The organism is Bacteroides sp. D2 (assembly GCF_025147085.1).
Classification (GTDB): Bacteria; Bacteroidota; Bacteroidia; order Bacteroidales; family Bacteroidaceae; genus Bacteroides.
In genome coordinates this window covers 4,917,922-4,940,945 of record NZ_CP102261.1, presented here as the reverse complement: position 1 = coordinate 4,940,945, position 23,024 = coordinate 4,917,922, and the positions used below count along the sequence as shown (strand labels likewise).

General features: G+C 41.6%; 17 protein-coding genes. 4 read left to right on the top strand and 13 right to left on the bottom strand.

The features are described from left to right. Positions 1 to 39: 39 nt before the first annotated feature. The gene (locus NQ505_RS17985; protein WP_008999616.1) at positions 40 to 591 is read right to left on the bottom strand and encodes an RNA polymerase sigma-70 factor; all 552 of its coding nucleotides are present in this window, start codon (positions 589 to 591) and stop codon (positions 40 to 42) included. Between the two features lie 95 nt (positions 592 to 686). After that, entirely contained in the window at positions 687 to 1,037 is a 351-nt protein-coding gene (locus tag NQ505_RS17980; protein ID WP_004296014.1) for a winged helix-turn-helix transcriptional regulator, read from the bottom strand. 91 nt (positions 1,038 to 1,128) lie between these two features. Between NQ505_RS17980 and NQ505_RS17975 the strand changes: the two genes are divergently transcribed. Beyond that, complete coding sequence (locus NQ505_RS17975; protein WP_008999615.1) at positions 1,129 to 2,148, top strand: arginase family protein; 1,020 nt, start codon at positions 1,129 to 1,131, stop codon at positions 2,146 to 2,148. Here NQ505_RS17975 and NQ505_RS17970 read toward each other — a convergent pair. The 3 genes from NQ505_RS17970 to NQ505_RS17960 form a co-directional block, all read right to left on the bottom strand. Then, positions 2,145 to 2,399 carry a DUF3098 domain-containing protein gene (locus NQ505_RS17970; RefSeq protein WP_008999614.1) on the bottom strand — a complete coding sequence of 85 codons (255 nt, stop codon included), beginning with the start codon at positions 2,397 to 2,399 and terminating at the stop codon, positions 2,145 to 2,147. The genes NQ505_RS17975 and NQ505_RS17970 overlap by 4 nt on opposite strands. Before the next feature lie 11 nt (positions 2,400 to 2,410). After that, positions 2,411 to 5,548 (bottom strand): DUF2723 domain-containing protein, encoded by a 3,138-nt coding sequence (locus NQ505_RS17965; RefSeq protein ID WP_008999613.1) that lies wholly within the window; start codon positions 5,546 to 5,548, stop codon positions 2,411 to 2,413. A 509-nt stretch (positions 5,549 to 6,057) separates the two neighbouring features. Continuing rightward, positions 6,058 to 7,173, bottom strand: coding sequence for a tetratricopeptide repeat protein (locus NQ505_RS17960; RefSeq protein WP_008999612.1), 1,116 nt, complete (start codon positions 7,171 to 7,173; stop codon positions 6,058 to 6,060). A gap of 255 nt (positions 7,174 to 7,428) precedes the next feature. Between NQ505_RS17960 and NQ505_RS17955 the strand changes: the two genes are divergently transcribed. Both NQ505_RS17955 and NQ505_RS17950 read left to right on the top strand, forming a co-directional pair. Further along, a complete protein-coding gene (locus tag NQ505_RS17955; protein ID WP_004296019.1) occupies positions 7,429 to 8,049 on the top strand; it encodes an HAD family hydrolase in 621 nt (206 codons plus the stop codon). Between the two features lie 37 nt (positions 8,050 to 8,086). Next, a complete protein-coding gene (locus NQ505_RS17950; protein WP_008999611.1) occupies positions 8,087 to 8,896 on the top strand; it encodes an SDR family oxidoreductase in 810 nt (269 codons plus the stop codon). 150 nt (positions 8,897 to 9,046) lie between these two features. Here NQ505_RS17950 and NQ505_RS17945 read toward each other — a convergent pair whose 3' ends face one another. Genes NQ505_RS17945 through NQ505_RS17935 form a run of 3 tightly spaced genes read right to left on the bottom strand, consistent with a single transcriptional unit; the run spans position 9,047 to position 11,041 of the window. Continuing rightward, the gene (locus tag NQ505_RS17945) at positions 9,047 to 9,775 is read right to left on the bottom strand and encodes a DUF6064 family protein (protein ID WP_004296021.1); all 729 of its coding nucleotides are present in this window, start codon (positions 9,773 to 9,775) and stop codon (positions 9,047 to 9,049) included. 11 nt (positions 9,776 to 9,786) lie between these two features. Next, a complete protein-coding gene (locus NQ505_RS17940) occupies positions 9,787 to 10,272 on the bottom strand; it encodes a threonine/serine exporter family protein (RefSeq protein WP_004318282.1) in 486 nt (161 codons plus the stop codon). A 1-nt stretch (position 10,273) separates the two neighbouring features. Then, positions 10,274 to 11,041, bottom strand: coding sequence for a threonine/serine exporter family protein (locus tag NQ505_RS17935; protein WP_004296023.1), 768 nt, complete (start codon positions 11,039 to 11,041; stop codon positions 10,274 to 10,276). Positions 11,042 to 11,118: 77 nt separating this feature from the next. On the opposite strand from NQ505_RS17935, the gene NQ505_RS17930 reads away from it, so the two are divergent. Next, positions 11,119 to 12,372, top strand: a complete 1,254-nt coding sequence (locus NQ505_RS17930) for an MFS transporter (protein ID WP_004318284.1) — start codon at positions 11,119 to 11,121, stop codon at positions 12,370 to 12,372. Between the two features lie 118 nt (positions 12,373 to 12,490). Here NQ505_RS17930 and NQ505_RS17925 read toward each other — a convergent pair whose 3' ends face one another. The 5 genes from NQ505_RS17925 to NQ505_RS17905 form a co-directional block, all read right to left on the bottom strand. After that, positions 12,491 to 12,742, bottom strand: coding sequence for a hypothetical protein (locus NQ505_RS17925; protein WP_004309749.1), 252 nt, complete (start codon positions 12,740 to 12,742; stop codon positions 12,491 to 12,493). A gap of 82 nt (positions 12,743 to 12,824) precedes the next feature. Further along, positions 12,825 to 13,376 (bottom strand): RNA polymerase sigma factor, encoded by a 552-nt coding sequence (locus tag NQ505_RS17920; RefSeq protein WP_004296026.1) that lies wholly within the window; start codon positions 13,374 to 13,376, stop codon positions 12,825 to 12,827. A 175-nt stretch (positions 13,377 to 13,551) separates the two neighbouring features. Further along, on the bottom strand, positions 13,552 to 16,695 hold the full coding sequence (locus NQ505_RS17915; protein WP_008999610.1) for a DUF6298 domain-containing protein: 3,144 nt from the start codon (positions 16,693 to 16,695) through the stop codon (positions 13,552 to 13,554). 30 nt (positions 16,696 to 16,725) lie between these two features. Then, positions 16,726 to 18,408, bottom strand: a complete 1,683-nt coding sequence (locus tag NQ505_RS17910) for a thrombospondin type 3 repeat-containing protein (protein WP_008999609.1) — start codon at positions 18,406 to 18,408, stop codon at positions 16,726 to 16,728. Between the two features lie 58 nt (positions 18,409 to 18,466). Next, positions 18,467 to 22,897: a two-component regulator propeller domain-containing protein gene (locus NQ505_RS17905; protein ID WP_083852324.1), complete on the bottom strand. Its 4,431-nt coding sequence runs from the start codon at positions 22,895 to 22,897 to the stop codon at positions 18,467 to 18,469. Between the last annotated feature and the right edge of the window lie 127 nt (positions 22,898 to 23,024).

Here is a 23,024-nt window from a genome sequence, read left to right as displayed (position 1 = left end):
ATATTTTTGGAGAAAAAATAAGTAAAGAAGAAAATAAAGTTACAATAATGATAACAGAAAACATGAAATAACCTTCCGTATCTCTTTTAAAGCGAGGCTTAGCTGGCTTTCAACATTTCTTTTGGTAGTGTTCAGTCGTTCGGCAATCTCGGCATTGGATAATCCTTCATTACGACTTAATGTATAAATCATTCTCCGTTGTTCGGGCATTCCTCCGACAAGTTCGTCAATCAGCATTTCCAATTCCTTGGCAATAAGGTCTTCTTCGGAAGTAGAGCTATATCCTGTTTCTTGATTATGGTTCAGGTAGGCATCACACACATATTTATGTTTCAGAAAGTTGATTGCTGCATTTCTTGCAATGGTGTGCAAATAAGAATTGAATGATTTGGACGTATCAATCGAATGACGGTTGATCCAAAGATTGACAAATAAATCCTCTGTCAGCTCTTCTGCATCAGGTTCCGATTTTATATATCCGTCAATAAATGCTTTGGTTTTGTTGTAGTATGTAATAAAAATAGTCTCAAAGGCCTTGTGATTCCCATCCTGAAAGGCCTCCAACGTTTTTATATCAATGTTGTTATTCATACTATTTCCCAACTTTCATTTCATTGGGACAAAAGAAGCAATAATTTATTTTAGATAGATGGTCTTTTTTGAAATATTAATGATATTAGAAAGATTTATTCTATTTTCAAGATTCTCTTCATCTCCGGACGAAAGCTATCACCCCAGATTTCCAGTTGCTCAATCAAGGGAATCAGCGTCTTTCCCAATTCGGTGATAGCATATTCCGAATGAGGAGGAAGCTCCATGAATATCTTTTTACTGATAATACCGTGCATCTCCAATTCTTTCAGTTGTTGATTGATGACCCGGGGACTTGCCTCAGTAAATAAACGATGCAGCTCGCTGGGACGTTTCGGACCGGTGCATAATTCCTGAATGATGCAACTTTTCCATTTTCCCCCGATCACTTCCATCGTAATCTTTATCCCACAATCAATATCAAAAGGAATTTTCTTCTTATACATAGTTTTCTGCTTTTCTGCAAAAATAAGGATATCACTATAAAAACAAAAATAATAACCCAAAAATGTAGTATAGGGCTAAATTTATCAGTATATGAATAATTCGTCCCTACTTGCCGATGTGTCAGGTATTCCCTACTTTTGCTTCAAAAAGATGAGAAAGTATTTATTATCACTTGCATTAGTCGTTGGAATCGTTTCAATGAATGCACAAGAAAAAGTAACTAACAATGTAAATATGGAAAATAAAAAATCAACTCTTCGTTTTATCTATCCTCAATGGCAAGGAGGAATTGTAGATCATTGGATGCCTGATATTCCGGCGGAAGATTCATCCAGAGGCTACTATCTGGGAGCACAGTTATTGAACTATTTAGCCCCACAGACCGGTCAGAAGACCGTCGAAGTTCCGGTTTCACTGGATATCAATGACAGAGCGACGGAAAAAGGTATTAGTGCACGCAGTGTCATACTGAAACAAACTAAAGCTGCGCTTGATCTGCTTAAAGAGAATCATCCGGATCGGATTGTCACTTTAGGAGGAGAATGTTCCGTTAGTGTTGTTCCGTTTACTTATTTAATCAATAGATACCCGGATGATGTAGCTATCGTCTGGATAGACGCACATCCCGACATCAATCTGCCTTATGATGAATATAAGGGTTATCATGCAATGGCACTAACAGCTTGTTTGGGAATGGGAGATGAAGAAATAATGGAATTACTTCCGGGAAAAACAGATGCTTCCAAAGCCCTGATTGTCGGACTCCGCTCATGGGATGAGGGTATGCAGGAACGACAAAGAAAGCTGGGAATTAAAGGATTATCTCCACAGGAAGTTGCCAATGATCGTACAAAGATTATGGAATGGCTGAAAAGTACCGGGGTTTCGAAGGTGGTTATACATTTCGATATGGATGTATTGGACCCGGCAGAGATAATCGCTGCCGTAGGCGTTGAGCCTAACGGCATGAAGATTGAAGAAGTAGTTCGTATCATTAATGATATATCCTCCGAATATGATCTGGTAGGACTTACAGTTGCCGAACCTATGCCACGAGTGGCAATCAAACTTAGAAATATGCTCAATCAGTTACCTCTATTGAAAGATTAAATCCCTCTTTGACGAGGGCGGTAAAGAATACCGAATACATTCAGTAGATACCCCAATAAACACAATAATGGGGCAATACGTATGCGTGTTCCACTAAATATATCGGGATTATAGGCGGCAAGGGTACTCCCCTCGCCGCTCATTAATATATATCCTATGATAATCAATATAAAGCCGATAATTAAGATGACGTAATTTCTTTTGCCCAATACTGTTTTTATTTCTTCTTCTCTTATTCTTTTCGATTTCATATTCTTTGAATTTAGTTGTGATAATTCATTAGTTGAGTGAGTCGCATATATTTCTTTTCAAATTGCTGATTACTCTGTTCATATCTCTCTTTATCCATATTCTTCAGTAATTCATTACACTGATTCCATTGCCAGAACCTATACAAACAATCCTGTTGAACCATCCCTATCCGGTTATCTCCCAATGAGAAAGCCCAGTCGATATAATTTTCCGATTCTGCTATCAAATGATTCAATAGATCGGTCGCTTTCTGCGTTTCTCCTATGGAAGCATAAGCGGTGGCTATATCATACGAACCGCTCTCGTATACTTCAGGAACATTATATGCCGGAATAGCTTGCCCAGCATATTCCAATACTTTTCTGGCACGGATGTCGTCTCCTTGTTTCACCAATTCTTTAGCCAGTTGCGCAAAAAGCCTTCGATGAGAATAACAGATGCGCAGGGTTGTTTCGTCCAGATAAAGTCCGGGAGTATCCAATCCTCCGTATTTATATCTGTTCATCACATTCTCGTAGAGTTTCTCCGTATCTATGGCATATCCGTTGCCTTCTTTTACGTCTCCCCATTCTTTATAGTTGAAAGGAGTAAACCGGAATGCTAACCCTTCCTGAACAAAGTAGTCATCAAACTTCAGTTTACTGGAGTTGCCTACCGAGATAGCCATGTACAAGGGACGTTCCCAGTTACAGTTAGCCAATATCTCGAGTATGAGCAAGTCCACTTTAGTCAATAGACGTATATCTTTTAGAGAAATAGACAGTTTATCCGGTATTGCATCTTTTAGTTCTTCCCCTCTTAAATGATGAATGGCTTCAGGCAACATCATTCCCGAACGGAGTACTGCATTCTTATCAATATGGATATTTATTGTATCGGTAGGTATCACATGAAATTCCTGTTTCTCCGCGAACACCCAATATTTCAGGATATTTTTTATTTCATACGGATCGTCTCCAAAACTGTCACGGGCTTCTTCGGGATGTTTCTGATACAATGCTTCTATCTGTTTCTTCAATTCCGGACGAACAGCCACATATTCGTTTTTCCCTTCCTGGTATTGATTTTGATCCCAACTGATCGGCAGTCCGGGAGCATCGTACAGAGGACATTGTTGCTGATAAATGTACCAGTCGGTCTGCGCATAACTTAAATTGCAGATACGTACATCTCTGCGTACTTCTTCCGTATCCTGATTATACCACAAGGGGAACGTATCATTATCCCCGTCACAGAATATGATCGGATTTCCTTTGTCGGGAAGTGTCATCAGATAATTAGCACCAAAGTCACGACAGGTATACCGGTTGCTTCGATCGTGGTCATCCCAAGTCTGGCTTGCCATTTGTATGGGGACAAACAGGCAAAGCAGCATAAGTAAGCCGACTGGGAGGATTTTTGCCTGTTTCCTGCGAAGCATGTCACAGCATCCGGCGGCTCCCATTCCAATCCAGATAGCGAACGCATAAAACGAACCTGCATACGCATAATCCCGTTCACGGGGTTGTCCGGGAGTCTGATTCAGATAGAGCACAATAGCCAATCCCGTCATAAAGAAAAGGAAAAATAAGACACTGAATTGCTGCTTGCCTTTTTTTCCACGTGTCCATTGCCAATAGATACCGAGTAATCCTAATAATAATGGTAAGCCATAGAATACATTGTGACCTTTGTTCTCACGCAAAGATTCCGGCAAAAGTTTTTGATCCCCCAGTCGCAGATTATCAAGCCAGGAAATTCCTGTAATCCAGTTACCATGTTCCGGTTCACCGCTTCCTTGAATATCATTCTGTCGTCCGACAAAATTCCATAGGAAATAGCGCCAGTACATGTAATTGAGTTGGTATGTGATAAAATAAGTCAGGTTCTCTTTTTGTGTAGGAGCCTCATTCGCACCTCCACCGGACCATCCTTTGTAAGAAGCGGCCGAACGATCATTCCACATTCGCGGAAACAACATATTTTGAGTGTAGCACACGTCTTCCTTATAGCGAATAATTTTATACTTGCCTTCTTTCTTATCCGGCCGATAGATGGCACTACCTTTTTCTGTCTTTACCTTGTAATAGTCTCCTTCGGGCACATACTCCGGTTCGGACGCATAGGTTCTCCCATAAAGTAAAGGAGCACTTTCATACTGTTCGCGATTCAGGTAGCTTTTGAGTGTGAAAATAGTATCCGGTGCATTCTCATTGAGCGGCGTATTAGCATTGGCACGAATGAGTATGACCGCATAGGTGGTATATCCTATGGTGAGCATGAGTAAACACCACAAACCGGTATTCACGATGCGTTTTCTGAACCGATAAATGGCTCCTATCAGTAAAAACAGGACCAAACCCAGAAAGACGATCAATCCTGACTGGAAGGGTAATCCCATCACATTGACAAAGAATAATTCGAACCATCCTCCTACATCAGCCATTCCGGGTATATAAACAAAAAGAATCAATACAATAAGAATACCGGATAATGCAATGGCCCCGATAACTCCCTTGAGTGATAGAGTCTGATATTTTTGGTAATAGAACACTAATACAATGGCAGGAATACAAAGCAGATTAAGCAAATGCACTCCGATTGAAAGCCCTATAATATAGGCTATCAGGATAATCCAGCGGTCACCGGACACAGAATCTGCTTCATCCTGCCAGCGAAGAATCATCCAAAATACCAAGGCTGTGAGGAAAGAAGAGAAGGCATATACCTCCCCCTCTACCGCACTAAACCAGAATGTATCACTGAAAGTATAAGCTAAAGCTCCCACAAAACCTGCTCCCAGAATGATAATAACATCCATAACAGATAATTTCCGTTCATCGCCCACAAGCAAGGCTCTCACTAATCGGGTAATACTCCAGAAAAGAAACAAGATACAACCGGCACTCAATAGTGCATTTAAAAAGTTGACCATTCCCGACACTTGCGAAGCATCGGAAGCAAACTGGGTAAACAGGTTGCCGACAAGCATATAGAAAGGTGCTCCCGGCGGATGCCCTACCTGTAATTTTTCAGCACAAGAAATAAATTCGGGACAATCCCAGAAACTTGCGGTTGGTTCGATGGTCATCCCATACACAAATGCTGCTATCAGAAAGACCAGCCACCCACCGAAATCATTCCATCTTTTAAATAATAAGTTGCTCATTGTTCTGTACTTTTTTATTTGCAAAGTTACAGGACATACTGCTAAAATAGGCATTTTTTACCGGACGGATACGGACGGTCGTCAATGATAATATGTTGATAATCAATAATAATAAAAGTGAAGAGATAGACAAAAACAGACAGAGGATAAATTAGGTACAAATTAATAATGGCATAGTAAAGTAAATGGCATAAAAATGACAATGTATCAAATATGAAAAAACTATTGGGATATTAGGAAAAACAAGTGCCACTCTTGTTTTTTGCTATTTAATTTCGTATCTTTAATGACTTTCATTCTTCTAAAGACAGATAATCATATTACAGAATGACAAATATCACCTTATAAAGTGACATTTGTCACCCTATAGGATGCCCATCGTCCCGTTATAACGGGACAACTACCCGACTGCATAAAAGATTACTAATTTCTGTACCAAAAAACATTAATCTCTGCAACGAAAAGCCTTAAATGTAGTAAGGAGATAATGAATCATTACCAGATAATAATTAATTTCTTGCACAAAATGAAAGATCCCCCAATGATTTCACAATATCTTCCAGTGACTCTTTAGAATTTGCCAACATCAGTTTCTCCGTTTTTATTCTGGAGATTCTCCGGGTCAGCGTCTCTGTAGTCAGTTTCATTAAATCAGCAAAGCAAGCAGGTTGGACTCCCTCCCGCAGAAAAGCACATACCCTTAAATCCTCTTCTGTGAGCTTCGGACCTATTTCTTTCAATTTAGATACAAGTCCATAGACGTTTTCCTGAAGTCGCAGTAACTCTGTCCAGTCTTTCTCGGAGAAAGAAGGGATTTTAGAAGACAAAACATTCCGTTCTTTAAACTGTCGTACTTTTGAGACAACGGGGGAACTTTCATAGATATGTAGTTGAAGAGACTGATACTTCTCTTCGAGATGGTTACATTGCAAAATCAGCTTATCCGATTCAACATCTTTTTTCAGTATTTCTTCTTTGAAAAGATCCAATTGGGAAAGTGCGTGCCGATTTTTCTTCCAGAGTAGCCCAAGTAACAAAGACATCACACCAAACATTCCTAAAGCAGAAGAAAGAATTACTGAAGAATCGCTTTTACCGTCATTCAACATCAACTGACTGGCGTAAGCCTTTCTCTCCATTTCCAGTGCCTCATCAAAGTTACCGTATTTCTGATAATAAAGACTACATCGTTTGCAGATTTTTGCCAGATGGTCGTATTCCTCTGTTTCCTTGGCAAGCTTGATTGCCTTCTTAAAGTGGATTTCTGCCTCCTCTTTCTGTTCCAGATCACTTTCCACACAGGCAAGATAATAATATGCTTTGGATTTTTGATATTCATTGCCATTTTTCTCATAATAAGATGCCGCCTGCCTAATCTGCTTATCAGAGGAATGAGGAATGTTTTTATCCTCGTTGAGCTGGGTACACAATAAATTATACTCTGCCAGTTGAGCCTCATTCATTTGGCTTGACTGAATAGTCTCAAGAATAATGGATGCTGTATCAGGGTCCTGTGCCATGAGTTGTGCGGCTTTGCCTAACCCTTGCTTCACACTCGTTCCTTCCGGATGACATGCAGCCAATGAAAGGAGCATCATATACAATAAAATTCGAAGGTTATTCATAACTCTATTTTTGTCTTTACAAAGGATTGATTGGATTTGCAAATATAAAAAATAATCGGTATTTATCCTTCCCTAAGTCATACAAAAAGTATAGTGACGCTATCCTCTCCTTATAGCTACGCTATCCGGGTGTGATAGTGACACTATTTGGCAAGGATAGCGTCACTATGTTTTTTTGACAAATATCAAGCCGTTGTGCACTGCTAATTAAGAAGATAAGCCGTATCTTTGTAGCAAACAAGAAAATTATATATCATGATTAAAAACATTGTATTTGATTTTGGAGGAGTGATTGTAGATATTGATCGTGACAAAGCGGTTCAGGCATTTATCAAACTGGGACTGGCAGATGCTGATACCCGGCTGGATAAATATCACCAGACCGGCATCTTTCAAGAACTGGAAGAAGGAAAGCTAAGTGCGGATGAGTTTCGGAAACAACTGGGGGATTTATGTGGCCGTCCATTGACGATGGAGGAAACCAAACAGGCATGGCTGGGCTTTTTCAATGAAGTGAATCTAAATAAACTCGATTATATATTGGAATTGAGAAAGTCCTATCATGTGTATATTTTAAGTAATACCAATCCTTTTGTTATGTCGTGGGCATGCAGCTCTGATTTCTCATCGAAGAAAAAGCCGCTGAATGATTATTGTGACAAACTATATTTGTCTTATGAGGTCGGTCATACGAAACCTGCGCCCGAAATTTTCGAATTTATGGTAAATGATTGCAATATCATTCCTTCCGAAACTTTATTTGTAGATGACGGTGCTTCGAATATCCATATAGGCAAGGAACTCGGATTTGAAACGTTCCAACCGAAGAATGGTGAAGATTGGCGGGAAGAAATGACTGCTATCTTGCAGAAATGATAATTGAGCAGTTAGTACCATACCGCAAATAAAAAATATGCAACCACAAGTCATACTTATCACCGGAGCATCTTCCGGATTCGGTAAGATTACCGCCCAAATGTTATCGGAACAAGGGCACATCGTTTATGGAACAAGCCGGAAACCTTCCGAAGACATGAATCAAGTAAAGATGCTTGTTGTCGATGTTACCAATTCCTTTTCCGTTTGTCAGGCCGTAGAGCGGATTCTATTGGAGCAAGGACGGATTGATGTATTGATTAATAATGCCGGAATAGGTATTGGTGGTGCATTGGAACTTGCCACTGAAGAAGAAGTGAATATACAAATGAATACAAACTTCTTCGGCGTAGTGAATATGTGTAAAGCCGTTTTGCCATCTATGCGAAAGGCACGAAAAGGAAAGATTATCAATATCAGCTCTATCGGTGGTGTAATGGGAATCCCCTATCAGGGATTTTATTCTGCTTCGAAATTTGCTGTGGAGGGATATAGCGAAGCATTGGCTTTAGAGGTTCATCCGTTCCATATAAAGGTTTGTGTAGTAGAACCGGGAGACTTTAACACCGGATTTACTGATAACCGGAATATCTCCGAACAGACAAGACTGGATGCCGATTATGGAGAAAGTTTTCTGAAATCATTGGAGATTATAGAAAAAGAAGAACGTAATGGATGCCATCCGCGGAAGTTGGGTGCTGCCATCTGTAAGATAGTGGAATGTACCAATCCTCCTTTTCGGACGAAAGTAGGTCCTTGGATACAGGTATTGTTTGCGAAGAGTAAAAAATGGTTGCCTGATGCAGTGATGCAATATGCCTTACGGATATTCTACGCAATTAAGTAAACGATACGATATATAAAAGAAACTGTTCTCAAAGTTCCTAAAAGAAAAATCGTCCTTACTACAGTCTATCGTAGTAAGGACGATTTTATAAGATCAAGGCTTTTTTGAACGGCCTCTTTTTTTGATTTGAATATCTTCTATGTTTCCGGATTAACCTTTCGGAACCAATTCCAAAAACATAGTAGTAGTCAGCAACACGGCCAGTCCGACGCAAACGCTTATCAACAGCCAATTGATATATTTGGCTTTCGGCTTGGTATCTGCATGAAGATTATTCAGGAAATACTCCCTAAAGAAAAGATACAAGCCGGGGATTGTGGCACTTGCCAACAAGAAATCTTCCGGAATCTGAAAGAAATAAGTTTTGGATAATCCGATCAGCGACCAGTGGCAAAGGAACAATACCAAAAACATATTGACCTTTTGTGCAAACAGCAATAATAATCCGATAGTAAACACCACTACCGAACAAGGCATGACCGGAGAAGTCATTTCCGGGAATGAGAGACCGCGTGCCAATGAAACCAAAGGGTATATAAAAGGCATTGCCAACAGGACATAAGACAGCAAATCATATTTGTGGGTACGTTCGAAGGTAGTATATCCCGTAATCGCATCCCATATCCAAATGATAGCCATCACACCCCAAAACATAGCCATTACTCCATTATAACTACGCTCTTCACAGTAGATATAATAGTAGACCAGAGAAATCCACGTATACAGGCCTATCATATAGAACTTCATCGCCATTTTCACCCACGGACGTGGTCGGCCGATAAGCAATCCGGTCAATGCAATACCAATCAGAATGATAACTATCTGTAACAGCCAGGTAGCTGAATTATAATATGCAATTGTTCTCCAAAAAATCTCCATAAAAGTTCGTTTTAGTGTCTTGTTAATGAAAAGGCTCTATGTGGGAACAGGAACATCGGGAACGTAGCTCCTACCGCCAACATGAAAATCACTGTGCTTGCTATCAGAGTATTAGAGAAGAACATCGACATGAACTTGTCCAGCTTATCCGGATCATTCACATTTTGCAGACACATGATAAGTGAAAATACCATGTTGTATGCAAACTTTCCCGGAATCATGGGAAGCAACGCCGGAATGTACAATACCGTCATCGGGCAATATACTTTTTTCCCTAACCACAAACTACCGAAGCCGATGACTAATCCGGCAAACAACGAACCTGTGGCAATATCCACGCCTAAATAGGTCATCAAACAAAAACGACAGGCGTGTCCCAGTGCTGCCAGTATGGCAATCATTTTGAATGCACGCAAAGGAGGATCGGAAATTGCACCAAATCCTATACCTGCTACTGCTGCAAAAAATCCATCCGTAAGAATGTCAAGTGCTATCATATCAAATTAAACTATTTTTTACCATTAATAATGTGAAGGAAAGTCCGATAGCGATGCTGACAATCAACAAAGAAGCCTCTGTCAGACGGGCAAATCCTGTTAATACATATCCCTCTACTACATCAATCACGCCATTAATCAAAGGCACCCCAGGTACAAGATAAAGCACGCTGGTTGCCATGGCAATCTCCGAAGTTGTGTCGAAAATCAGCGCGGTGGAAGCACACAGGGAAGCAACAAAAGCCGAGACTATAAATACAACATAATGATTGATCTTTTTTGCCTGCATTTGTTGTTTCAGGTAGAATCCTGTAATGGTAGCCGAGAACACAATTCCCATCGAAATTAAATCACCGCCGAACAATTTGCAGAAAGACGCATTGGCAAATCCTACTAGTAGTAAAACGAAAAGCGGATGTATCCGCGGAGCAGAAATAATCTTCTTGTATTTGTCTTTCAGTTCTTCCAATGACAAATGATTGTCTACTGCTTCCCAGCTTAATGCGCTTAACTCTGAATTATGTTCAAAACTGATCGGGTGTGCAGGAATGTCTATGACCTCGTTACAAGCCTCGTTTGTTTCTTTGTCTATAATAGTCAGAATGATGTTTCTATGAAATACGCTTAATTTGACATCTAGTCCGAAAGCCTCTCCAATACGCTTTGTGTTGCGTACCACCCGCGAGGTGTGTACTCCGGCCCCCATTAAATGGGCTGAATATTCTGCAATAAATTTACCTATGGATAATAAAGATTCGCCTGTCTTCATGAATATGATATTTTTAAATCGGGCGCAAAAGTACAAAAAAAATAGATACCTTTGCCGCGATTAAAAATAAAAAATGCATGAATAACCAATTTACGCATCCTAAAGAGAGAATACGTTTTGCCATATTGACTTTTTTCTTCGCTCAAGGACTTTGTATGGCAAGTTGGGCTAGCCGAATCCCTGATTTTAAAGACGTTTTTGCTGCAAATTATGCTTTCTACTGGGGACTGATTTTATTTATGATCCCTGTCGGAAAATTTGTTGCGATCCCCTTGGCTGGTTATCTTGTTTCGAAGTTAGGAAGCCGGAGCATGGTACAGGTCAGTATCCTGGGATACGCTTCATCCCTGCTTTGTGTCGGACTGGCTCATGAGGTCTATCTTTTAGGCTTTCTGCTCTTTTGCTTCGGTGTGTGCTGGAATTTATGTGATATATCATTCAATACACAAGGCATTGAAGTGGAACGTTTGTATGGTAAAACCATTATGGCCACTTTTCATGGAGGATGGAGTCTGGGGGCATGTGCAGGAGCACTTATCGGCTTCGTAATGATTTTGGCAGGAGTCTCCCCTATCTGGCATTACACACTGATATTTATCATCATCCTTATAATTGCACTTTCCGGGCGGAAATATTTGCAGGAGAGCGCACCGCAGGAAGCGGAAGTTTCTGATACAAAGACGCAGGAAAGAAATACAGCCAAAGCTCCCAATGGTTTTCGCCTGTTATTTCAAAAACCGGAAATGTTACTTTTGCAGTTAGGACTTGTCGGACTGTTCGCGCTGATTGTAGAAAGCGCAATGTTCGACTGGAGTGCCGTTTATTTCGAATCAGTGGTTCACGTACCTAAATCATTGCAAATCGGTTTTCTTGTATTTATGATTATGATGGCAACGGGCCGCTTCCTGACTAACTACGCTTATCAGCTTTGGGGAAAGAAGAAAGTCCTGCAACTGGCGGGCAGCTTTATCTGTATCGGCTTTTTTGTTTCTGCCCTGTTAGGAGGAGTTTTCGAATCTATGGCTATGAAAGTAATCATTAATTCTTTAGGTTTCATGCTGGTCGGCTTGGGTATTTCCTGCATTGTGCCTACTTTGTACAGCTTCGTGGGAGCCAAATCAAAAACACCGGTCAGTATTGCACTTACCATTCTGTCAAGCATCAGTTTTATAGGTTTGCTGATTGCTCCCCTGCTTATCGGTGCCATCTCGCAGGCGTTCGATATCCGTATCGCTTATATGCTTATCGGCATATTGGGCGGATGTATCGTATTAATAGTCAGTTTCAGTAGTGCTTTCGATATTCAGGAATCTGGCGATAAACCTGAATAGGACAAATAAAAAACGCAGCCTTTCACAGTGTTTAAAATTAAACCTCCTGTGAAAGGCCGCGTCAATCTTTTAATGCCTTAACTAACCTAACTACTTTATCTTAACTATACTAACCTATCTACAAAATACCCGAAAAATCTTTTATACTACTAATAATCCTATCTTTCAATTCGTTATTTTCAACTATTGAGAAGCCACAGTCTACATTTGCCGGAGCCAATAATACAGCTTTAGCTTCTTCTGCATCTGCCATCTCTTCCGGGTGCTCTCTGAAATAAGTTTCCCATTGGGAAGCTGATTGCGGAGTTACACCCAGCACATAGTTGATAAAATCATCATCCGTCAAAAAATCCATTACCTTTGAGCACATATCGCATCCTTTTTAAGCGTTTACATAAGTAGGACGGCGTTATCCTGTCTATGTACTCAACCCATTTACCTTTTTACTAAAATTAACTCGCCAGACTACGCAATTTTGTCAATCCGCGATGCATCAAGTTGCGTACAGACTGATAATTCATATTCATAATCTCGCAAATATCCTCGTATTTCTTTTCTTCTATATAATATAATGTAAGCGCTTCACGTTGGCGGGGAGATAATTGGTCGAGCAGACGTCTAACCAATGAAAATTCATTCTTGCGTTGCTCTTCTTCCATATAATCATCTTCTACATCTGTAGGAGTGGATATGCTAACTTCTTCTACTGCCGTATCAGACATATACATACGTCTGCGAAGTTCATCACACAACTTATTCTTTAAGGAGATGAATAAATAAGATCTCAAATTATCGATTGTTCCTAATTCATCTTTCTTTGTATAGAGTTTCACGAAGATGTCATGAATACAATCTTTCAGTAACTCTTTATCAATGGTCAACTTCAATCCGTAATTAAAAAGGACGTTGATGTGCAAGTTATACAGCTGTGAAAAAGCTGCCATGTTTCCCGCTTGAAAAGAAGCGAGCAAAGTGTCGGTTGAATGATTAGTTTGTTCCATCATAGCATTAATTCGATTGATTTGATGTTGCAAAACTAAGCAGTATCGACCGCAACGTTAGGTAAAATCTGGTTTGTGGATTGAAAAAACAAGTATCATGTTTTATAACACTCTTTTACTAGAAATTACCAATAAAAAGCAAAAATCCCGCTGAATGGTCTTCAACGGGATTCCTGCTTTATAACTTATGGAACCAATAAATACCTTCTTTCTTATCTGGCACTTTTAGATTGTATAAACCGTTTATTTTCAGCGATTTATTTATCGTTTCAATCTTTCCGGAAGCAGGATGAATGTACTTTAATACATACTTTCCGGACGATAATTGAACAGGAATTTCTGTTCCGGACTTGGAATAAATGATACTTCCAATATCAGATTTTACCATTTTCTTGTACTCATCCGTATTTGTTTCTTCCACTTCCATTGCTACTGCATCCTTCAGGAACGCTTTATCTGTACACGGAATTACAGGACATGAACCTCCTGCCATGAATACAGCCCATCCCATAGCCGGATAATTCTGTGCGTAGAATGTTACTGCCTTTTGAGGAAATTTCTGACGATACTCATTGACAGCTTTATATGCTTCTGTGAAAGTTACCTTTCCCACTTTCATCTTTCGCATGTGCTGACGTGGCGCCATATTTTTTCCGCCTTCCGGCGCAAAGATTCCATCCGTCTTATAATGCCAATACCGGATATCAATAATATCTACTACGGCAGCGCGTTTAGGATCTGCAAGGATTGCATCCTGTACGTCTTTCGTTGTACTCAATGCCACTTTTGCTTTCTTCCCGGTTTCAGTTTCCCATTCAGCTATCACGTCCAACCAAAATTGTACGAAGTGCAACGGGCCTGTAAATTCGGCGCTTGTCAACTGAATAACATTCGAATTGTCTGCGAAGTTATTCAGGCACTGACGGATATATTGTCTGTGCAATTCACGACGAACAGGATGACTGATATCATAGAACATATCCGCCACAAAGATTCGTTTGTCTCCGGCAAATGGAGCAGGTTCAGGAAATCCGGTCTGATTGATGTTATTGCTGCTTCTCCATGGAGAATCTACCCAATGCGCACCGGCTTCCAATATATTGTGCTGGAAATAGTTTTCATGGAACAACAGCAGTCCGTCCTTATTTCCTTTTTCTGCAAATTCTTTTAAGCGGCTCCAGTACCATGCATTAGGGCGTTTCAAATCATATTTGCTCAATCCTTCCCATGCTGTTCCCTGACCGCTACGACCGAATGGCTGTTCATAGAAAGGTCCCCATACATCACCATCCCGACGGCGAACCCGTTCGTGGTCATCCCGGCGACGATCGTACCAAAGACCATAATTCTGATCGAAAACAAGAATGTTTTTCTGTTTCATAAAGTCGACTACAGAATCAATGCGGTCGGTTAATCCCAATCCCTCGCGTCCCGGCACAAAGCGGGTGATGGCCGGACTTGCCTTTTTTAGATAATTGGTTTTGAGCTTTCCGTTCCACCAAGGGGTGGTATGAGTGCCTCCCACCAATAGAGCACCGTTCATCTGAATACGTCCATTGGTTACAGTTACTTCCGGTTGGGTTAATAATTTAGCAGCAGAAGCAGCAGCAGAAGAAGAAGAAGAAGAAGAAGAATTTGCAAGCGCAGCGCTCTTTTTCTCTTTAATATCATCGATTGATTTTACTCCGGTTGATGCCACCGAAGGAGCAAACTTATTATCACCGATCCAATGTTCCAACGTCAACCGTGGTTTATATGCTTCTTTAGCGAGTTCCATAGCTACTTCCACTGTAGGACTACTGGTTGCACTTGTATTTCTAGGAAGAATACGTGCACGTTCTGCACATTCTTTATTCAACCGTTCTCCCAATTGAGCATAAAAAATACTGCGAGGTTGTACATGATTGTTGGACTGTGCCCATTCACCGTCACCGGAGAATTGTGCCCAACAACCGTATGCACGGTTCATCGCATCTTTTGCCGGGGCATAACATTCGATTTCCGCTGCGGTACATTGCCAAAACAAACTGTTTGCCGTATTCCAACCGGCTCCGTTTTTATCTTGTCCCAAATTCTTGAAAGTCAGGTTATGACCGTCGATATTTACTACGTCAAACAATAGTCCGCATGCCCAGGCATCAATAGAGCCACTGAATCCCAAAGATTCGTACGAATCACATTGTACAAAAGCATTGGGACCGGCTGCGCAATATCCGGCAGCAAAGTCATGAATACCCTGTTCCGAATAGCAGCGTTGAAATAAAGTTTGTTGTCCCAGCGTATGGAAAGTGCAACGACGCATCCCTCCGATTTCTGAAACGGGTTCTTTCGAGATACAGTCTTCAACGGTAATTTTGGAACCTGTACGCTGAACAATTACAGCACTTCCTGCAAAATGCTTGAAATTAACCAGTCTCACCCAACAGTTTTCCGCATCCTCAATGGAAATACCTGTCCAGCAATGATCCTCGTCTTTAGGATAACGCTTGTCGTAATCAGAAATCAGTGTCATATTTTCTACGCCACAATCATGAATACGTCCGTTCCATTGATAAGTCAACAGGGAAGAAGTTCCATAGTTGGCATCCAAAGCTACGGTCAGCGGAGCATCCAGTGTTACTTGGTTGCCGTTTACTTCGCAGACTGTTCTGTCCCAAGTCAGATCCATGTCACCTTCTTTCCATCCCAAAGCACTGATACCTCCTCCAAAAATATCACAACCCAAAGAGGCAATCCATTCTTTGCCGGAAGGACGGGTAACCATGACGCGATCTCCTTTTTTCAGAGAAACACCCGAAGCGACTTCCAATGTTCTCGCGTTTACCGGAACATAGTGGGAAAACACCTTCAATGTGTCTTGTACATTCAGGTCGTCCATTCCTTCCATGTAGATAAGCGCACCTCTGTCTACGCCTTTTTTCAGCAGTATTGTTTTTTCTTTATCCGTTCCCCGCAATACAATTCCGGATGCGGAGATACGAATACTGCCGGACAGGGAAAATTCTCCCTGATCGAGTAATACGGCTCCCCGAAAACCGGAAGCGTCAGGAGTCAGCGAAGCTACATAATCAATGGCACGTTGAATACGTGCAGTATTATCTCCGGCTTTCCAGGGTACAAATACCACATTACGGACAGAAGGAATATCCTGTTCGGAGGATTTATATCCGCATGTAGAGAAATCGAGAATCCGGTTTCCCCGATCATCATTCAGGTAAGTGATCTGGTCATTCTTAACCTGTAAAGCAAAGGTTTGCGCATAACTTTGCACAAACCCAATGCTCAATAATCCTAAAAGGATCGTTCTTACTTGTATATTCATTACAATAAACTTTAATCTCTTTTCATCCGGTTACAACAGACTTTTCCGTTTAGACAATGTATCGTAATTGTTCTTCAAGTCTGTCCAGTCCACTTTCTTTCTGGTGTCTATGCCATTGATGTATTTTTCAATATTGGTATATCCGTCACCGTTGCAGTCCATGTTTGCGTCAGCCGGGTCGTTCGGATTCAATCCGTTGGCAACTTCCCAAGCATCCGGCATACCGTCGCCGTCCGAGTCTACTACCGCTTCACCTTTATATTCGGGCAGTCCGCCTACCTGACGAATATCTGTGATGATACCTTGTTTGTAAGAATCAGCCGGTAACCGTCTCTTCACGTAAGGAGAGACAAACTCCGGTGCATCTTTCGCATAAATGGCCTTTCCTGTTTGTACGGTCTTAATGACACGTGCATCTACTGCGTCACGTTTCGGAAAATTAGCTCCTACATTATCTAATACAAAGGTATAAGCTTTTTTGGTATCCATTACAGTTACCGGTGGCATTTTGAAAGCCTCGTCCGATTTAATTAGCGGCAGAAACTTTGCGGCGTCCACCTCTTCTTTAAGTTGTACGCCTCCGTCCCAGTTATCTTTTGTAACTTTGGCATTGCCATGGATAATATTTCCATTTACGTATGCTTTTCCGAATGAAAGCGGTCTATTTTTGTCACGTCCTGCTTCCGGTTTGAGAATACGATAAGAAATCGGTTTACCTATCGGAGTGATCGGACCGGGTTTGAAGTAGTTGTTTATCATATTGTAGAAACTGTTGTGATCGCCTCCGTCTACGGAACGGTTCCACCAGTTGAAAACAACATTATTGACGAAGTTAAAATCGCCGTCCATACCTACCGAACTATTCCGGCTGATGTTGGAAGCAAAGAGATTACGGCAGAACATACTGTTATGCCCACCGATGGTTGCACCGAAAGCATGATTGTAGGTATCCAATGCTTCAGAGAAAATAGAATTCTGGATGGTAATGTTTACCGTCGGAAGTTTCAGCCCGTGTCCGTCTGCCCCTCTGTTGTATACATGACGGTAGATAGACATATTTTCATCCAATCCCCAACTGGCGGAGCAATGGTCTACCATGATATTCCCCACTGCATTCCCTCCTACTGCATCATCACGGAAAGCTACGTCCTGCGCACCGCGGCGGAAGCGCATGTGACGAATCACGACATCGTGTGTATCGATCAGGAAAGATTGTCCGGTGACGCAGATACCATCTCCGGGAGCCGTTTGTCCGGCAATCGTTACATAAGGGGCGCGTACGCTAATCGGGCTTTTCAAACGAATCACTCCCGCTACATTGAATACAATAATACGTGCACCTCCTGTTTCGCAGGCTTCGCGTAATGTTCCGGGACCGGAATCTTCCAGCGAAGTGACCACAATCACTTTACCGCCACGACCACCGGGAGTATACATGCCTCCGCCTTCCGCGCCGGGGAAAGCCGGGATATTACTTTTTATCAAATCTTCGGGTTTCGAGGCCCAAGGCTTATAGGGACGACCTTTCTTTGCTTCTTCTAACACTGTCGGCAAAGCTTTTTCCCATGCCGCATCCGATTTTCGTTCAAACTCCGCTTCTTGTTTTGCTCCTCTTGCTTTTACCGAGTCCGGAATTACAGGATACTGGGCTGCCACAGGTAGTACACAGGCAACCAGCATCCACGCTGATAATACTTTCTTAATGTTGTTCATTCTTTCGAATCTTAATTAGGTTTCTAAAAGGACGATTAAGAAAGCATTTTGTAATCGGTTATCTCTCTCCTTTCCGCCATTCATTCATATATTCGCGAGGGGACTGATTATATTTTTTCCGGAAACACTTACTATAATATCCCGAATCCTTGAATCCGACAGCAAAAGCAATTTCGGAAACACTTAAATCCGTATTTTTAATTAGCTCGATAGATTTATTCAAACGAATCTCTTTTACCAAGTCAACGGGTGCCAGGCCGGTAAGACTCTTCAGTTTCTTGAAGAATGCCGAACGGCTCAATCCGATACCGGATGCTATGGTGTCAATGTTAAAGTCACTGTCGTCCATATTTTCTTCAATGACCTGATGTATCTTTTCGAGGAACTGTACGTCTTTCTTTACCAAAAATTGTTCGTAGCTGTCTTCTTCGGTCGTTGTTTGGTTTTCCATTTGCTGACGGATTCGTTCACGGAACAGTTTCCGTTCGGCAAGCAACTGGTCGATACGTGCCAACAGATATTCCTTACTGAAAGGTTTGGTGATGTAGGCGTTCGCCCCTAAAGTGATCGCTTTGGTCTTGGCGCCTTCATCATTCTTCGCAGTCAGGATAATGACAGGGATATGGCTAATCTGGAAATCTTTGCGGATGGATTGCAACATTTCAAGCCCATCCATTTCGGGCATCATCTGATCGGTCACTACAATATCCGGATGATACAGATGTACTTTCTTCAAACCTTCCACTCCGTTATTGGCAATATGGATATTGAACTTGTCTTCCAGCTGAAGCTTTATCAACTGGCAAAGGTCTTTGTTATCTTCCACCAACAGAAGGGTCGGTAATGAAGCGTCGATTTCCGGTTCTTCTTCCGTTCCGTCTTCGGATATGGCATTTGCAACAGGATCTTGTTCTACCGAAACAGGGGCTGTCTCCGTATCTCCCACATAGAAGTCTACTTCCGACGGACGGTAATGTTCCTTATCCATCAGGAGTTCTACAATAAACACCGCTCCTTGTCCTTCGGGACTTTCGGCACGAATCTGTCCGTGATGCAGATTGACGATCTCTTTTGAAAGTGCCAATCCGATACCCGTGCCCTGATAATAGGAGTTTTTCGCGTTCTCTCCTTGCGAGAAGCGTTCGAAAATCTCGGTCAGTTTATTTTGTGGAATACCTACTCCGTTATCTTCCACCCGTACATAACAACGTTTACCGTCGTCTGTCAATCCGGTAGTTATATAAATACTTCCTCCGGAATGAGTGAATTTGAATGCGTTGGATATGATGTTGCGGATAACAATGCTCATTTTCTCCTTGTCCGCCCATACCATAATCGGTTCATCCGGCAACTGGAAAGTAAAACTGATCTCGTTTTCTTCGGAAAGTACCCGGAATTCTTTCTGGAAAGAAGCTATCATTTCATTAAAATCAATTAATGACACATGCAAACGCATCTTGCCGTTCTGAATCTTCCGGAAATCAAGGATCTGATTCACTAATTGCAGCATCTGATTGGTATTCTTCTCCATCAGATCCACATATTGCAATCCTTTCGGAGAGAGCTTTTCGCGTTCTCTTAGTTCCTGTATCGGACCTTTTATCAATGTCAAAGGAGTGCGCAATTCATGGGAGATATTGGTAAAGAACTTGATTTTCATCTCCGATACCTTTTGCTCGATATAAATATCATTCTTCATTTTGAGCATGAAGAAAGCCAGGCGCAGGCTGAAATAGAGAGCTGCCAAACCTAGAATTACATAAATAAGGGTTGCCCACCAGCTCAACCACCACGGTGGAAGGATAGTAATAGCCAATGTACAGTTGGAAACCAGCTCCGGATTGGCTTCATCTACGGTTTCTACACGGAATGTATAGTCTCCGGGAGGTACGTTGGTATAAGAAGCGATACGATTCTTTCCGTTATAGTGCCATTCTTTTTCATATCCTTCGAGTATATATCGGTAAGATACCCGGTTCTGATTATAGAAATTCAATGCGGCAAATTCAATCGTGAACATGGATTGATTGTAGTTCAGTTCGATTGCTTTGGCGTATGTGATGGATTCTTTCAGGATCGGACATTCGCGGAAACTACGCAGATCGCGGTTGGAAACTTTAAAGTCAACAATACGTGTATCGTAGTTCGTATGCAATGTTTCCAGTTTGTCGGGAGAGAATGTCAGGATTCCCTGCCGGGTACCAATCCACAAATCTCCATTCAAGGTACGGAGGGCACTACCCTCTTCCAATTCCACATTTAGGAAACCGTCGTATTTGTCGTAGTTACGAAACTGTTCGGTAGCTTTATTGAAGCAAGACAAGCCAATTTCCGTTGTAAACCACAAGTTACCGTTTTTATCTTCTACGATGGACTTGACTACATCGTTATTCATTCCTTCGCGTATGCCGTATGATTTGAAGATCGGTTCACGCTTTTCTTTATCATAGCGGACTAATTTATTCAAACCGCCTCCGAATACACTTACCCAGATTTGCGAATCAGTATCTTTGTAGAGTACATAAATATCATTATCCGCTACGTTTGAATTTTCGCTGACCTGTCGGTACGTTTCAAACTGGATCTGTTCGGGGGCAGTGAAATGTCCGTCGAAAGACATCAGGCCATCCATTGTTCCTACCCAAATACGTCCGTCTTCATCTTCCGTCATGGTACGCACCTCCATATAAAGACCGTATGCAGGATATTGTTTCAAGCCATTGTATTTATGGATAAAGGTAATTGCTCCGTTCTCTTCGGAAATTAGATTCAGACCTCCTCCCAGTAATCCTACCCAAATGCGCCCCTGGCTGTCCTGATAAGTAAAGTACACATCGTTGTTACTGATAGAATTCGGATTCTTGGGGTCATTGATATAACGGGTAAAACGCAACCCGTGCGGTGAATTCATGTCCGGTTCGGCTTTGACAAGCCCGTTTCCTTTGGTGGAAAACCAAAGATTACCGTCTTTGTCTTCCATAATATGATATACGGCTCCCAATAGATAGTTCTTATCCGAGAAGATTTGTTTCACTTGTCCGTTACGATCCAGGCGATACAGAGCTTGCCAGCGGGTTCCTACCCAAATATCCCCATTTTGCGCTTGGAAGAGAGCACGTATTCCCTGGTTCCAGGAAGTCGATCTCTCGGGCACTACCGGAGATGGAGAAACTTCTGTCAACAGTTGGAATTGCTTCTTGGGGAAATTAAGCCTGTATACTCCGCTGCTCGTAGATGCCAGCCAAAGGATGCCATCTTTATCCAGCAGAAGATGGAAGAAAAGCTGATTGGGAAGATCGTCGGAGAAAGGCTTCAATTGGTTGATACGGGTCATTTCCAGTTTCTCCCTGTCGAATAGAAGAATTTCTCCTCCCGGAGTCATAAAGAACATGCCCTGTTCGCCGGCATCCTGCATTTCAAAATTGCCGATTGCGTTCTGATTAGGGAATGTAAAGCGATGATGGCTCCTGTTCAGGGGGTCATAATAGGTCAATGCCTGGTTACCCTCCTGAAACCATACCTTATCGTATTTATCATAGAATATAATTCCATTGTCTTTTTCGGGGATGGTAAAGGGGAGTTTGGTCAACTGCTTGTAGCCGATATTGTACTCGTATGCTCCTTCGTTGGTGGTAATGTACATCAGACCGGATTCCGTTACCAGCAAATTAGAAACCGGCTGTTTGATTTCCGGTATCTCGTAACGGTTGACAACTCCGTTTTGCGGATCAATGCTATAAATGTGGCCTTTCTTGTCTCCCAACCATAAGAATTTAGAATTATAAGAGGCACAAGTAAACTGATCCGGGTTGGCAGATACCTTTTTCTGTATAAAGTCGGCAGGTTTGTCTTTCAGCGCTTCCCCTTTCCGTAGGGACAGAATCTGATAATCCATACCGATCCAATTGATAAACTCGGCTGTTTCACAGAATATGTTGTGTTTCAGACGCATGTCGTACACGTTCACGTTAGGACGCGAATCATGCAATTGTTTCATCGTTATTTTACCTTCCTTGTCGGTATACGCACGCAAAAGACTTTTATCTTTTGTCAGCAACAATACGTCGCCGTCTTCGGTCGTCTGAATCTTGATAATCTGAATGTTCTCGGAATATTCTTTCACATCATCGTAGACGGCATGAAAGCTCTCATGCCGTTTATCGAACAGATAGAGTTTACGGTCGATAGTCTTAATCCACAGAAAACCATTCTTATCTTCTACGATGCGCTGAATTTTACGCGGCGGAATGTCTGTGGAATAAAAGCCGTCATGATTATCGTAGGAACGGAATTTACTTCCGTCAAAGCTGCATAGTCCATACCAGGTACCAAACCAGATAAATCCGTCTTGTCCTTTTAATGTACAGTTTACGATATTATTAGGCAAACCACGTTCAGCCGTGTAGTGTTCTACAATCATATTTGGATAGGCAAAAGCATACATGCCTATCATGGATAGTAATAGTATTAGAATATTCCGTTTTCTCATTGATGGCTATAATTGGAATTAAACGTACTCAAAGATAGTCTTTTTTTTTGAATAGTGCTTTAGTAACATATAAAAAACAAGTTGGCAGATCACCCTGCTAATCACTTATCACTAACCTGCTAATCAC

What these genes read in the sequence shown, in the direction of transcription:
- NQ505_RS17950 (WP_008999611.1), top strand. Translation starts at nt 8,087, where the DNA reads ATGCAACCACAAGTCATACTTATCACCGGAGCATCTTCCGGATTCGGT.
- NQ505_RS17975 (WP_008999615.1), top strand. Translation starts at nt 1,129, where the DNA reads ATGAATAATTCGTCCCTACTTGCCGATGTGTCAGGTATTCCCTACTTT.
- NQ505_RS17930 (WP_004318284.1), top strand. Translation starts at nt 11,119, where the DNA reads ATGAATAACCAATTTACGCATCCTAAAGAGAGAATACGTTTTGCCATA.
- NQ505_RS17960 (WP_008999612.1), bottom strand. Translation starts at nt 7,173, where the DNA reads ATGAATAACCTTCGAATTTTATTGTATATGATGCTCCTTTCATTGGCT.
- NQ505_RS17910 (WP_008999609.1), bottom strand. Translation starts at nt 18,408, where the DNA reads ATGAACAACATTAAGAAAGTATTATCAGCGTGGATGCTGGTTGCCTGT.
- NQ505_RS17985 (WP_008999616.1), bottom strand. Translation starts at nt 591, where the DNA reads ATGAATAACAACATTGATATAAAAACGTTGGAGGCCTTTCAGGATGGG.
- NQ505_RS17945 (WP_004296021.1), bottom strand. Translation starts at nt 9,775, where the DNA reads ATGGAGATTTTTTGGAGAACAATTGCATATTATAATTCAGCTACCTGG.
- NQ505_RS17920 (WP_004296026.1), bottom strand. Translation starts at nt 13,376, where the DNA reads ATGATGGAACAAACTAATCATTCAACCGACACTTTGCTCGCTTCTTTT.
- NQ505_RS17905 (WP_083852324.1), bottom strand. Translation starts at nt 22,897, where the DNA reads ATGAGAAAACGGAATATTCTAATACTATTACTATCCATGATAGGCATG.
- NQ505_RS17940 (WP_004318282.1), bottom strand. Translation starts at nt 10,272, where the DNA reads ATGATAGCACTTGACATTCTTACGGATGGATTTTTTGCAGCAGTAGCA.
- NQ505_RS17965 (WP_008999613.1), bottom strand. Translation starts at nt 5,548, where the DNA reads ATGAGCAACTTATTATTTAAAAGATGGAATGATTTCGGTGGGTGGCTG.
- NQ505_RS17970 (WP_008999614.1), bottom strand. Translation starts at nt 2,399, where the DNA reads ATGAAATCGAAAAGAATAAGAGAAGAAGAAATAAAAACAGTATTGGGC.
- NQ505_RS17935 (WP_004296023.1), bottom strand. Translation starts at nt 11,041, where the DNA reads ATGAAGACAGGCGAATCTTTATTATCCATAGGTAAATTTATTGCAGAA.
- NQ505_RS17915 (WP_008999610.1), bottom strand. Translation starts at nt 16,695, where the DNA reads ATGAATATACAAGTAAGAACGATCCTTTTAGGATTATTGAGCATTGGG.
- NQ505_RS17955 (WP_004296019.1), top strand. Translation starts at nt 7,429, where the DNA reads ATGATTAAAAACATTGTATTTGATTTTGGAGGAGTGATTGTAGATATT.
- NQ505_RS17925 (WP_004309749.1), bottom strand. Translation starts at nt 12,742, where the DNA reads ATGTGCTCAAAGGTAATGGATTTTTTGACGGATGATGATTTTATCAAC.
- NQ505_RS17980 (WP_004296014.1), bottom strand. Translation starts at nt 1,037, where the DNA reads ATGTATAAGAAGAAAATTCCTTTTGATATTGATTGTGGGATAAAGATT.